This is a genomic window from Rhizobium sp. KNZ14-9A (assembly GCF_056755015.1).
In genome coordinates this window covers 1,427,580-1,440,354 of record NZ_JBPGXB010000004.1, presented here as the reverse complement: position 1 = coordinate 1,440,354, position 12,775 = coordinate 1,427,580, and the positions used below count along the sequence as shown (strand labels likewise).

Genomic DNA, 12,775 nt, shown 5'->3' with positions numbered 1-12,775 from the left:
TTTGCGCGTCCACGGTCAATGAAAGGCGTGCGCAATGGCAAGTCTGCTAGGAAAAACCGTAGTCGTGACGGGAGCCTCCCGAGGTATCGGGCGGGCTACGGCCCTGGCTCTCGCCAAGGAAGGCGCCCAGGTCATCGTTCACTTCGGAGGCCACGCAAGAGATGCCGACCAGGTCGTCGGCGAGATACGCGCCCTCGGTTCGCGTGCGGAGAAGATCAACGTCGACCTCGCAGCGCCCGATGGCCCGCATAGGCTTGCAAAACGTGCCAAGGAGATCATCGGCGGAAGGCTCGACATACTCGTCGCCAACGCCGGAATATTCGTGCCCTCGTCAGTCAATGACCTGACAGTTGACGAGTTCGACAAGCTCTTCGCTGTAAACGTCCGGGCGCCGCTCTTTCTCGTCCAGCAGCTCCGCCCCATCATGTGCGTCGAGAGCAACGTGATCTTCGTCTCGTCGCTAGCCGTGAGATCGATGATTGGTGGCTTCGCCGCATATGCTGCGAGCAAGGGCGCTCTGGAGACGATCGTAAAATATCTCGCGTCCGCTTTTGGGCCTCACGGGATCCGCGTCAACGCCGTAGCCCCCGGAGTCATGGAGACCGAGATGTCCGCCTTCGCCCGCACGGACGAGGGAACCGAACAGGCGCTCGCGATGCAGGCGATCAAGCGAATGGGCCAACCGGAGGACATAGCGAGCGTCGTCACATTTCTGGCCTCCAACGAGGCCCGATGGATAACGGGCGAGGTCGTACAGGCCGACGGCGGCTCCCAGCTCTAATGGATGGACCGAGTTCCGTCCCACACCAGAAAGGAATACTGCGATGTCGCAGCAAAAGGATTCGAACTGGCTTGGCGTCTTCGCCGTAGCCCTGAGTGCCACGGTATTCTGCACTACCGAGTTTCTTCCCGTCGGCGTGCTGCGCTATATCGGGGAAGGATTGGGCGTATCGGAGGGTACCGCTGGCCTTATGGTGACGGCGCCAGGTCTACTTGCGGCCGTGGCCGCCCCGGGGGTGACTGTTGCGGTAAAGAACCATGATCGCCGCCTGGTGCTTCTTGGACTATCGCTTTTGCTCGTCATCTCGAACTTGCTCTCGATGGTCGCGCCCAGTTTCGCGGTCCTCATCGTAGGCAGGGTGCTTTTTGGCATCGCCATAGGTGGCTTTTGGGCCATCGGCGCTGGCCTGGGGGCACGTCTTGTCGAGGAGAGGCAGGTCGGGCGCGCGACCTCGACCATTTTCGCAGGTGTCTCGCTCGGGATGCTTATCGGTGGCCCTGCTGGCGCGATCATAGGCGATGTCATTGGCTGGCGGGCAGCTTTCGGCGCCGCGTTGGCGATCTCGGTAATCGCATTTCTCGCGCAGCTGTTCTCCCTGCCAAAGCTTGAGGTCGAGCAGCGCGTGCGCCCCGCAGACTTGCTTGGCATTGCGCAGACCCATCAGGGCCGCGTCGGCATCATCGCGATGTTCCTCGTGCTCGTGGGCCAGTTCGCAACCTACACCTACATCACTCCTTTCCTTGCCCAGAAATCCGGCTTCGGCGGCGCGGCGATATCGTCGATCCTTCTCGGCTATACGGCAATCGGTCTGCTTGGCAACTTCCTGGGCGGCGCCGGCGCCTCTCGCAGCATCCGCAAGACATTCATCGCCACGATCATCTTCCTCATGATTCCAATGTTGCTTCTGCCTGTGCTTGGCGCTTCCCAGTCTGGCACGCTCCTCCTGCTCGCAATCTGGGGGCTTTCGTATGGCGCGATGCCCGTCGCCCTGCAGATGTGGATGGCCAAGGCTGCTCCGCAAGTCGCGGAAGGCGGAATGGCCCTCTTCGTCGCCAACTTCCAGATCTCGATCGCGGTCGGATCGTTCGCGGGCGGCGTGGTGGTCGACAGCCTCGGTCTTTTCGACGCGATGTATTTCGGCGGCCTGATGTCGTTCCTCTCCCTGGCGTCCGTAGTCCTCTTCGGTCGGATACACACCCCGAAGCAAGCGCGGGCTGTGGCCTGACACAAGCAAGGCCGGGCGGGGGACTCGTCCGGCCGCCTTTCGAAGCCAAAAGAACCCGATAGGCCGAAAAGGCCGGAAACGGATCCCCAATGAGCAGCGCCGCAAAACTACACCGCCGGGTAGTCACCGGACATAAGGATGGCAAGTCGGTCATTCTTTCCGATGAGAAAAGGCAGGCTTACGTCTTCGAGACAGTCAAAGGATTCCAGCAGACCTACGTCTGGTCTGCGAAGGGTATCGCCGAAGGCGATCCTGCCGTCGTCGACCAGGAAACGCCGAAGTCCGCGCTTCCTGCACCAGGAGGGTCGTTGGTTCAGATCGTGACGTTCCCGCCGCCAGCCGAGCGCGCCAAGACGACGGCCGAACCTGCCGATATCGGCCGCGAATACGCCACACGTCTTCCCGGTCTCGCCGAGACCTTCGAGCGGAACGGTTCCGAGATGCACACAACACCCACCCTCGACTATGCGATCATACTGGACGGTGTGCTGACGCTCGAAGTCGACGACGGCAAAAGGCTGGCCTTGTCGGCCGGAGACATCGTTGTGCAGCAGGGGACACGGCACGGCTGGAGGAATGTTGGCGACGTCCCTGCGACGATTGCCTTCGTAATGCTGGGGGATGATCCCCCCAGCGGTGCCGCCCGCGGTGGGATACCTACTCTATCCCAAGCCTCGCACTGGTCGAATGGAGCCGGGTCGCAACGACTGCTTCGTTTCGTCGACGCCGAGCGCGGAGCTGGCGGCAGCCCAACTGTTTCGAAAAGGAAATCCCATGCCCGCCGGACAGATGATCCTGAGCGCCTTCTTCTTCAATCCCCAGGGCGACCACCGGATGTCGTGGCGTCAACCTGCCGCTCCAACGACCGAGGTTTTCGGACTGGAGTACTATCAGAAACTGGCAGCAGCGGCCGAGGAGGCGAAGCTCGACGCCATCTTCATCGCCGACCACGTGGCAATCTGGGATCTACTCCCGAGCGGGCTTGCTCACTTCGCCAATCCGCGTTTGGAGCCGGTCACGCTTCTCTCGGCGCTCTCTGCGAGCACCAGGAACATTGGGCTGATCTCCACGATTTCGAGCTCCTACTGGGAGCCGTACAACGTCGCACGCCAAATTGCCTCGCTGGATCATCTCAGTAATGGCCGCGCCTCCTGGAACCTCGTTACATCCGCGATGCCCGAAGAGGCGATGAACTACGGCCGCGACGAAAACCAGGAGCACGCGACACGATACCAGAGGGCCGATGAGTTCATATCGGTCGTGAAACGGTTGTGGGATAGCTGGGAGGACGGGGCCATTCTGTTCGACAAGGCGTCCGGCGACTTTGCTGACGTGTCGAGGGTTCATTCGCTCGCTTTCAAGGGCGAACATTTCAAGGTGAGGGGACCGCTCAACGTGCCGCGACCCCCGCAGGGTCATCCCGTGGTGGTCCAGGCGGGTTCCTCGGACGCTGGTAAGGACTTCGCCACCGAGCACGCGGACCTTCACTTCGCCATTCTGAAGAGCAAGGAGGAGGGCGCCGCCTACCGGGCCGACATCGATAGACGCTTGGCGAAATTCGGGCGGTCACCCGGCAGCTTCAAGATTCTTCCGGGAATCCTTCCGGTCGTCGCGAATTCACGCTCCGAGGCCCTTGAACGCCAGGCGTCTCTGGAAACCTACATCCCAGACCGAATGCAGCTCGACTTGCTGTCGAGCTGGAGCGGTGTTGACCTCAGCGGCTATTCGCCTGACGACCAGATGCCGGAACTACCTGATGAAGGCACCTACAATGGTGGTCGAACCGCCTTGGACCGTGTTCGCAAGATCGCCGAGTCAGGCGCGACCATCAGGGAAATAGCGACCGCTCTAGCCAACACGGGAGCGGTGCCGACCGTAGCTGGTACTGCAAGCGAGGTCGCCGACCAGCTCGAAGAGTGGTTTGCTGCTGGCGCGGCCGACGGGTTCAACCTCATGTTTCCCCTGTTGCCTGGCGACTGGCTGGGCTTCTGCCGGGAAGTCGTCCCGGAACTTCAGCGCCGCGGTCTTTTCCGCAAGGAATACCAACCTGGCACGTTCCGAGATCGGCTCGGTCTCCGCCGTCCTTCAAACGTATTCAACCCCGATCGCAAGTGAGTAGATCGCCATGAAGATTGAACAGATATTGACGCTGACCCTGGCCTTGCTGCTCGCCGGGGCCGCGCACGCCGCCGATGCCATCAAGATCGGCAGCAAGAACTTCACCGAGCAGTTCATTGTTTCCGAAATCTACGCCCAGGCGCTTGAAAAGGCGGGCGTGAAGGTCCAGCGACGTTTCAACCTCGGGACCACCGCAATCGCTCATACCGCGCTCGTCTCGGGTGAGATCGACCTCTATCCCGAATATACGGGAACCGCGCTTGCCGACGTCGTGAAGGGCGATCTTTCGGGCAGTGCCGACGAGATCTACGGAACCGTCAAAAAATTCTACGAACAGCATTTCAAGGTGACGCTCCTCAAGTCATCCAATATCGACAACGGCTACGCGATCATGATGTTGCCGACGACGGCCGAGAAGTATCATCTCAAGACTCTTACGGATCTCGGACCCGCGTCGGGAAAACTCGTGTTCGGAGCGGAAGCCGGGTACGAAGACCGCAAGGATGGGCTCGTCGGGCTCAAGGACGTCTACGGCATCAAGTTTAGAGATTACAAGGTGCTCGCCAAGCTCGGCCTTCGGTACTCGGCCCTGCAGAGTGGCGATCTCGACGTCTCGTTCGGGTTCGGCACCGACTGGCAGATCAAGGACCAGGGCCTCGTCGTCATGGAAGACGACAGGCATCTCTTCCCTCCCTACTATCTCGTCCCGTTCGTGCGACAGGACGCGGTCGCTAGCGAACCGAAGATCGCAGAGGTTCTCGACAAGGTCGACCCTCTCCTCAGCAGCGAAAAGATGCGCGAGTTGAATGCCGAGGTGGACCGAGACGAGGAAGAGCCGGAAGACGTCGCTGCCAAGTTCCTCGCTGACAACGGCTTCTAGGCGGGCGCCATGAAATGGACCCTGGGACACCTCTCGGACATCATGCTGGCTACCGCGTAGCACGTCTGGATGTCGGCCGTCTCCGTTGCGATCGGCTTCCTGGTCGCCGGGGTCGTCGCGATCTTCTGCGCTCATCGGCCGAGAGCCTATGCGGCCGCGCTTGTGGTCACCAATCTGCTCTTCGTGATACCGAGCCTGGCGCTTTTCGCATTCCTCATTCCATTCTTGGGTCTTGGGGAAAAGCCCGTGATCGTCGGGCTGTCGTCCTACAGCTTGATCGTGCTTATCCGGAACATGGTCACAGGTCTCAACTCGGTGCCCCCGGACGCTATCGAGGCAGCGAGGGGGATGGGGTTCCGCCCGCGGGACATATGGCTCCGTATCGAGCTTCCCCTGTCGCTCCCTTATGTGATCTCCGGTCTACGGATAGCTTCCGTCACCATCGTCGGCATCGCGACCGTCGGCGCCTTCATCGACGGTGGCGGCCTCGGTTCGATCATCCTGACAGGGCTCGATCAGAACCGGGCGGAGAAAATTGTCGTTGGCAGTCTGCTCATATCTGCGATGGCGCTCCTGTTCGACAAAGCGCTGCTCTTTGCTGAGCGCAAAATCGTAAAGTGGCCATGAGGGAGGATCGATGTTCAGCGAAGCTCTCAACTGGGTCGTGCAGCATCCGGCCGATTTCGAGGTCGCGCTGTACCGTCATCTCGTCATGTCAGCCTTGGCGATGCTGATCGCGATCGCTGTCGGAGTACCCCTTGCGGCTTTCGTTGTCCGCTCGCAGAAGGCCGCTTCAATAGTGATCGGTACGGCCAATGCGCTCCGAACGATCCCAAGCCTGGCTATACTTGCTCTCGCGATGCCGCTCATGGGCATCGGCCTCGGGCCATCTATCGTGGCACTCACCATCCTCGCGCTTCCGCCGGTCCTGATCAATTCCTTTGTCGGCCTGCGCGATGCCGACCCCGTCGCGGTCGAGGCCGCGACCTGCATCGGAATGTCGAGGATGCAGACGATGTTAAAGATTCGCTTTCCTCTCGCCTACCCAGCGATCTTTTCGGGCATGAGGACGGCGACAATCCAGGTGTTGGTCGGGGCGACCCTGGCACCTTTCATAGGCGGAGGAGGTCTTGGCGACTTCGTAGCAACCGGGATCAGCGCGATGAACTTCTCACGTCTGCTGGTCGGCGCCGTTCCGATCGCGGCGCTGGCACTCGCATCGGAGCTGGTCTTCTCGGTGACCGAGCGGATCGCTTTCCGAGGAAAACACTCATGATCACTCTGACGAATATTACGAAGACCTACGCGCAGAGCAGTTACGCGGCAGTGAACGATGTGTCGCTTACAGTCCGGGAGGGCACCACCGTGGCTCTCATAGGCCCGTCGGGATGTGGCAAGACTACTCTTCTGCGCATGCTCAATCGTCTGGTTGATCCAAGCTCGGGAAAAATCGAGATCGACGGCCGGGACATCGCGCAATCCGACCCGGTCGAGCATCGGCGAGGCATCGGCTATGTCATCCAACAGGTCGGATTGTTTCCGCACATGACGATCGCTGAAAACATCGGCGCCGTACCTTCGCTCCTCGGCTGGGACAGGAAAAAGACCCTGCGGCGCGTGGAGGAACTCTTCGACATCGTAGGCCTGGATGCTGGTGAGTTCGCCCGGCGTTATCCGAAACAGCTTTCTGGTGGGCAGCAGCAACGCGTCGGCGTCGCGCGCGCTGGCAGCCGATCCGCCTGTCCTTCTCATGGACGAGCCTTTCGGGGCGATCGATCCGATTGCGCGGGCACGGCTGCAGGATGAGCTGAAACTCATTCTCTCGAAGGTTAGTAAGACCGTGATTGTCGTTACCCATGATCTGGACGAAGCAATCAAGCTGGGCGACGGCGTCGCGATATTGAGGGAAGGAAGGCTGATCCAGTACCAGACGCCGGAAGCGATACTATCCCACCCCGCTGACGAGTTCGTCGAAGATTTCGTCGGCGCCGATAGGGCCGTCCGGAGGCTAAGCCTGTTCCGGGTTTCGGATGTCATGACCAGGGGAGGCCTGCAGGTTGCTGGTTCGAGGAGCATTGCTGCGTCCCTGAACCTCAGAGAGGCTCTGTCTCAGATGATTTCGCACGACGTGGATGAGCTCTCAGTGACGGTCGACGGCGCCGTCGGAGGCTTCATCACCAAGAAAGCGATCATGACCGTCTAGCTGCGAGGGCTAGTTCGACATTTTGGCAAAGAATCTTCTACGCGCACGGCTTCCTGACAATCCATCCTCGTTGCTCGGAGCAAGATGCCAACGCGGGGTGCCGCGACACCTTCCTCCCAAAACAAGGTATGAACTTATGACCATCGAAAACTCCAATGGGCTCTTCTCACCGTTTCGCGTGGGCGAGATGGACTTGCAGCACCGCGTCGTCATGGCGCCCCTGACGAGGATGCGCGCAAATCAGGACACCGACGTTCCGACCGACCTCATGCTTCGGTATTACACACAGCGTGCGACGCCAGGCGGTTTGATTATCTCGGAAGCAACTACAATCACGCCCGACAACAAGGGCTACCTCGGCGCACCGGGCATCTACAATGAGGCGCAGGTTGCCGCGTGGAAGAAGATCACGGACGCAGTGCACGCCAAAAGCGGGTACATGTACCTTCAGCTATGGCACACAGGTCGCACCGCCCATTCGGACATAAGCAACGGCCACACGCCTGTCGCGCCAAGCGAGGTCCCGTATGATGGCCTGGCCTACACCAAGAATGGCCGGGTACCAGCAACCCCGTCGCGCGAACTGTCAGAGCGGGAAGTCGGCGAGGTGGTCGAGCTATATCGCGCTGCGTCGGTGCGGGCGCTTGCTGCTGGCTTCGACGGCGTCGAGATCCACTCGGCCAATGGCTATCTTCCGGACCAATTCCTGCAAGACAAGTCAAATCGTCGCGAGGACCGCTATGGCGGCTCGATCGAAAACCGTGCGCGCTTTTTGCTGGACGTCGCCGCAGCAGTGAAATCGGTGTGGGGCGCAAACCGTTACGGAGTCCGCCTATCGCCCAGCGGCACATTCAACGGGATGGGCGATTCTGACCCGGAAGCGCTGTTCGACCACGTTGCTCACCGCCTCGACCAGCATGAACTCGCCTACCTCCATGTGGTCGAACCGCGCGTCATCGGTTCGATGGACGTCGAGGGGATGGAGCAACCGATCGCCACCACCCGCATCCGCAAGATTTTCCGCGCACCGATTATCTCTGCCGGGGGCTACGATGGTGCAAAGGCCGACGCGGTAATCGGCTCGGGGGATGCCGACCTGGTGGCTTTCGGCCGGAGCTTCATCGCAAACCCCGACTTGCCGGAACGGCTGCGAGCTGGAGCGGCCCTAAACCTTATCATCGCGATACCTTCTACGGGGGCGATGAAAAGGGATACGTCGACTACCCGTTCATGCAATCTGCCGCCGCCCAATAACAACACGAACCAGGCGTGCGACAAGAGGCCGCCTGCCGGGGCCGGATCATCGGCGTCGGCAGGTGTGCATCCGATCTCCTTTGCCCGTGCAAACCACTAGAAGTCTTTCGTGGTATCATTTCCCATGCTGGCAATGCCGACCTCGGCATCAAGTTATTATGGCGGACCGGGGAAGTACATGGACAAAGCGACGATCACCAGGGGATCGACTGCAGCCCGCGCGCGTCCAGCAACTCGGGGTGCGGTTGCTCCGGCTAGCTAGGTCGACAGTTTGATATTCGAATAGTCAAAGAAGGAGTCGATCCTACAATCGGGGCGGCATAATTCGCAGTAATTTGGGAGACGGTAGCTTCCCCGTGGCTACTGGGCGTTCGAGAGGCCCCCTCAGCCTCCGAGAATTGGCTCTTCAGTCCGCCAACTTAGCCGATCGTCCACACCCAAAGTGGACCAGGACGCCCGAACACAAACGCCCTCCCGATCGAAGCGACGGCGGGAGGGCGTTTGTCGACACGCCCGCTTAGAGCCGTGAGCCGCCGTCGACACGAATTGTGTCGCCTGTAACCCACTGCGAGTCGTCAGACGCGAGAAACGCGATCGCGCCGCTGATGTCCGTCGGCTGCGCAACACGCTTGATCGCCTGGATCCCGAGGGCGAACTCCTTGCCAGCATCCGTCTTCGCGAAGTTCGACATGTCCGTTGCAACGACACCCGGAGCAACGGCGTTCACCCGGATGCCGCGCCCTCCAAGAGCAAATGCGAAGTGCTTAACGAGCGTGTCGATAGCGCCCTTGGTGGCCGCATAGGCTGAAAGCGTGCCGACCGCGGTCCGAGCGGCAAGCGAGGACACGAGAACAATGCTCGATCCGTCACCCAGAACTGGTAGCAGTTGCTGCACGAGAAAGAACGGCGCGCGCACGTTGACGGCGAACTGTCGGTCGAAATCTTCGACCTTGGTCTCCTCGATCGTCGCCGCCGTAGAGATCCCTGCGTTTGCGACAACGATGTCGAGCTTCTTTGTGGCCTTTGCCACCTCCGCGGCCAGCTGATGCGGACCCGTTGCCTCAGAGAGGTCTGCCTTGAACTTCTCCGCCTCGCCACCCTTGCCGCGGATTTCCGCGACTACAGCTTCGGCCTCATCGGCTGCCTGGCTGTAGTGGACGAACACCTTCGCGCCTGCCTCTGCGAGGGCGAATGCCGCTGCGCGGCCGATGCCGCGAGACGCGCCGGTTACGAGCGCGGTTTTACCTGAGAGCTTACCCATGGCATAGTTGCTTTCTATATGTTGAGGCGGACCTTGACGGTCTCGCATGAGAGAAATGTATTGTTTGTCAGTCGTTTAGGGAAAGACTTTGTGCGTCATCGGTCATGCCTGATCGGCATGGTCGTGCGACCGCGACATCAGGCGGCTGACATCGACCCCAAGCTATTGACCAGTGATGGAGCTGGCCTATCCGGAGGCACCGCACGCACGCCCCGCGTTCTTGCGAAGTTTGCCCGTCCGGCCGGAGGGCGCGGCCTGCTCCTGGCGTGTGAAATCTCGGGCTGACCTTGTGGTCAGGATTTTACAATAACGGTGACATTCGAAGCTTTAGGCTCGTCGCAAGGCAACGGAGATTTCAATGATACAGCTTGTGGCGGACGCCCGAGTGAGACGCGGCAGGATGGGCACTACGCTGCGCATGCTGGCCGAGATCTCCAGCGTCATCTCAAAGGATCCCGAATGCCTGGCATTCGAAATCACGACCAGCCCCGGCGGCCGCCCGTCACGGACAGCGACATGGTGTCAGTAGTGCTGCGGTGGGCCGACGAAGTTTCTTTTGAGCGCCGCAGGAAGGAACCAGAGGTAGCTGCATATGCCGCACGTCTTCTTGAGAATCTCGCGGTCGTCTCAGTTTACCAGGAGCGCCGAGCTGACGTCTGTGGCGTTGCCGCGGATCGGCGAGGGATGGCGGCGGTCACGTGACAGCCGGAGCAAAGATGCTGGAGCCTGTTGCAGATTTCGTCTGGTGATTTCAGTGGGCTTAACGAAGGCCCGATCTGCCGTCCACGGAACTCGCTCGAACGGAAAGTCTATCACGCTGTTTCAGTCGGTGGACTGATTGAACCAAAAAACGGATCGATGCTCAACGATCTCGCGTGAGGTTAGAGCCATCCGGATATTGGGATCGATGCCATATAGAGAAGGGGCACAAGCCAGCCAGCCCTGCTAGTCGCTGTCACATGCGTCGGAGCGGAAACTCGGAATAGCTCGGGCGCATCGGAGATCCACAGTGAGCACACGCAGTCCCGTGGGTCTGAGATTCTCTCGGGCCGTTTCCTTTTCGAGCGCGAGCGCGTCGTTTCAGTTCCGCAGCGACTTCCTCATCCGTGAAACCGACATGACACTCTCCTTGAACCAACTTTCAAAATCGACGCGTTCCGTACGATTGGCAACGTAACGCTTCAAGCGCGGTAAACAATTTCATCCCCGCATCTAATGATGGGACGGTGGTCGAGATTGCGAACAACTGGCCGTTAAGAAGTGGTGATTGCCCATCACCCGACGAACGCTTTGGCGGGCTGTGAATCTGTCACGATTTTACAATCGAGATCGTCTCCGAGACGATATGGTTTGGCATTACCACAAAAAGGGTTTCAGCCGTGATCCATGTCGTCGCAATTATCGCCGCCAATCCTGGACGGCGGACCTTTGTGCTGGATGAGTTCGAGAAGATGCGCCTGCTGACGTTGAAGGAGGCAGGATGCGTTCAATACGATCCGGTCGTTGACACCGGAAACGGGGACTTGATCGGGCCGGACACATTCATGGTCATTGAGAAGTGGGAAACTCTCGCGAGTTTGGATGCCCACAACACGTCCGCGCATCTCGCTGCCTTTGTAAATACTGTAAAGCCCCAGCTGGCTTCGCTCAAAGTTCACGTCCTTAAGCCAGCCTGACTTATTCCTACAGGCGCTGCCAAGACAAAGGCGTCATCCCGGTGCTCTTGCGGAAGGCCCTGGTGAAGTGGGCCTGATCACAGAAGCCGAGCTTCAGCGCAATCGCGGAAAGAGCGATGCCTCCATCGATCAGCAGCGTCTTGGCCCGCTCAATTTTGCGCTCGATCAACCATTGGTGAGGCGCTTGCCCGGTAGAAGTCTTGAAGGCGCGGCTCAGATGCGCTTGGGAGATATGTAGCTCCTTCGCAATGTCCTGAAGCTTCAACGGCTGTGCGTCTTCATGGAGCATTAGTTCTTGCGCCCGCCTGAGGTGGGTGGGGGAGAGACCGCCGCGAACATATCGCGGCTTCATTCTCCGGCGCTCAAGTCTCGTGAGCGCGACGAGTAGCGCGGTGGTCAGGCTCTCGAGATAAATCTCATCGTTGAGTCCCGGCGCCCGCAGCTCGTCAGCAATGAGCTCAGCAAGTCGCATCACGTCCGGATCCGAAAAGGAAAGTCTTGTCATCGTGATGGCCGCGGAGAGTGCCGGCGGCCGGGGTTCCTCGAGCGGCAAAACCGGGTCCAAACGAAGCACAAGAAGTCTCAGATGCCTCAGGTCCCTGCCAGCTGCATCCACGGTGTGTCCGCTCGCGAGAAGGCTGATGGGACCACGCTTTGTCGGATGCCCTCCGTGACGCAATGGGCTATTTCGGTCGTGGAGGACCAGCGCTCCTCCGACTTCTTCAAGAACGACGACCAAGGTTGTTTTCGAGTTGTCAAAGAGTGCGCGATATTCGTTGTGGGAAGACACGGCGTCGAGTGTTGCGGCCACTCCGTTCCATGAGCGGGAGTAACGCTTGTCGACGGTGGCACCCTCGTACCGCGGCGCGGTGCAAAGGCGGATGTCCCCGTAGTCGCATAGCTCGTCGAGCATCCCGAGATGCATTTGAGTGATCGGCGTCGCCGTGCGTGGGGATACCTGTCTGGTTACGACGTTCATCCTGACCATCCTTTGCGCAGTGCATGCCACTGGCGCGTCTCGGAGATGCCGGGGAAACCCTTGCGCAGCAGCTCGTTCAACCTGTCAGGAGTTGTCTAGGCGGTCTTTCGAAGCTTGGAAAAGACTTAGTTAGTTGGCGGTCATGCCTGCAAGGCATCCTTCCCGAGTGGCGACCTTCTACGCGCGGCGTTCCGTCTGCGGGATCGAAATCCAGCTCCGCGGGTCATTCGACGCACCCGCTTGGACGGATGGTCAGCCGCGCTCTCTGGGGCATATCCGACTCTCACCGATCTCGGGGATTTCGACGGCTGATATGCGCGCATGCCCAACGGTGGGGCAACGGCAACGGAGTTGTGTGATCAGCATACGCCGCCACCTGGGAGATCGAGTACGTGCCT

General features: G+C 60.0%; 10 protein-coding genes and 3 pseudogenes. 11 read left to right on the top strand and 2 right to left on the bottom strand.

Translation table 11 applies throughout. The features are described from left to right. The first annotated feature begins 34 nt into the window (after positions 1-34). The 9 genes and pseudogenes from ACR9ZQ_RS37000 (at position 35) to ACR9ZQ_RS36960 (ending at position 8,461) form a co-directional block, all read left to right on the top strand. Entirely contained in the window at positions 35-781 is a 747-nt protein-coding gene (locus ACR9ZQ_RS37000) for an SDR family NAD(P)-dependent oxidoreductase (RefSeq protein ID WP_481430302.1), read from the top strand. 43 nt (positions 782-824) lie between these two features. Further along, the gene (locus tag ACR9ZQ_RS36995; RefSeq protein WP_481430301.1) at positions 825-2,006 is read left to right on the top strand and encodes an MFS transporter; all 1,182 of its coding nucleotides are present in this window, start codon (positions 825-827) and stop codon (positions 2,004-2,006) included. An 89-nt stretch (positions 2,007-2,095) separates the two neighbouring features. Then, positions 2,096-2,557 (top strand): annotated as a pseudogene (locus ACR9ZQ_RS36990) (cupin domain-containing protein); the annotation flags it as partial. A gap of 136 nt (positions 2,558-2,693) precedes the next feature. Further along, positions 2,694-4,121, top strand: coding sequence for an LLM class flavin-dependent oxidoreductase (locus tag ACR9ZQ_RS36985; protein WP_481430300.1), 1,428 nt, complete (start codon positions 2,694-2,696; stop codon positions 4,119-4,121). Positions 4,122-4,131: 10 nt separating this feature from the next. Further along, positions 4,132-5,004 carry a glycine betaine ABC transporter substrate-binding protein gene (locus tag ACR9ZQ_RS36980; RefSeq protein WP_481430299.1) on the top strand — a complete coding sequence of 291 codons (873 nt, stop codon included), beginning with the start codon at positions 4,132-4,134 and terminating at the stop codon, positions 5,002-5,004. Between the two features lie 69 nt (positions 5,005-5,073). Continuing rightward, positions 5,074-5,631, top strand: a complete 558-nt coding sequence (locus ACR9ZQ_RS36975) for an ABC transporter permease (protein ID WP_481430298.1) — start codon at positions 5,074-5,076, stop codon at positions 5,629-5,631. 10 nt (positions 5,632-5,641) lie between these two features. After that, positions 5,642-6,280, top strand: coding sequence for an ABC transporter permease (locus ACR9ZQ_RS36970; RefSeq protein WP_481430297.1), 639 nt, complete (start codon positions 5,642-5,644; stop codon positions 6,278-6,280). Next, positions 6,277-7,207 (top strand): annotated as a pseudogene (locus ACR9ZQ_RS36965) (ABC transporter ATP-binding protein). Before ACR9ZQ_RS36970 ends, ACR9ZQ_RS36965 begins: the two are co-directional and overlap by 4 nt. Before the next feature lie 136 nt (positions 7,208-7,343). Then, positions 7,344-8,461 (top strand): annotated as a pseudogene (locus tag ACR9ZQ_RS36960) (alkene reductase). A 517-nt stretch (positions 8,462-8,978) separates the two neighbouring features. Here the strand turns inward: ACR9ZQ_RS36960 and ACR9ZQ_RS36955 are convergent. Further along, positions 8,979-9,722, bottom strand: coding sequence for an SDR family NAD(P)-dependent oxidoreductase (locus tag ACR9ZQ_RS36955; protein WP_481430296.1), 744 nt, complete (start codon positions 9,720-9,722; stop codon positions 8,979-8,981). 358 nt (positions 9,723-10,080) lie between these two features. On the opposite strand from ACR9ZQ_RS36955, the gene ACR9ZQ_RS36950 reads away from it, so the two are divergent. Both ACR9ZQ_RS36950 and ACR9ZQ_RS36945 read left to right on the top strand, forming a co-directional pair. Then, a complete protein-coding gene (locus ACR9ZQ_RS36950; RefSeq protein ID WP_481430295.1) occupies positions 10,081-10,251 on the top strand; it encodes a hypothetical protein in 171 nt (56 codons plus the stop codon). Between the two features lie 850 nt (positions 10,252-11,101). Next, on the top strand, positions 11,102-11,398 hold the full coding sequence (locus ACR9ZQ_RS36945) for a putative quinol monooxygenase (RefSeq protein ID WP_481430294.1): 297 nt from the start codon (positions 11,102-11,104) through the stop codon (positions 11,396-11,398). 7 nt (positions 11,399-11,405) lie between these two features. Here the strand turns inward: ACR9ZQ_RS36945 and ACR9ZQ_RS36940 are convergent, their stop codons facing one another. After that, positions 11,406-12,377 carry a helix-turn-helix domain-containing protein gene (locus tag ACR9ZQ_RS36940; RefSeq protein WP_481430293.1) on the bottom strand — a complete coding sequence of 324 codons (972 nt, stop codon included), beginning with the start codon at positions 12,375-12,377 and terminating at the stop codon, positions 11,406-11,408. Positions 12,378-12,775 lie beyond the last annotated feature (398 nt).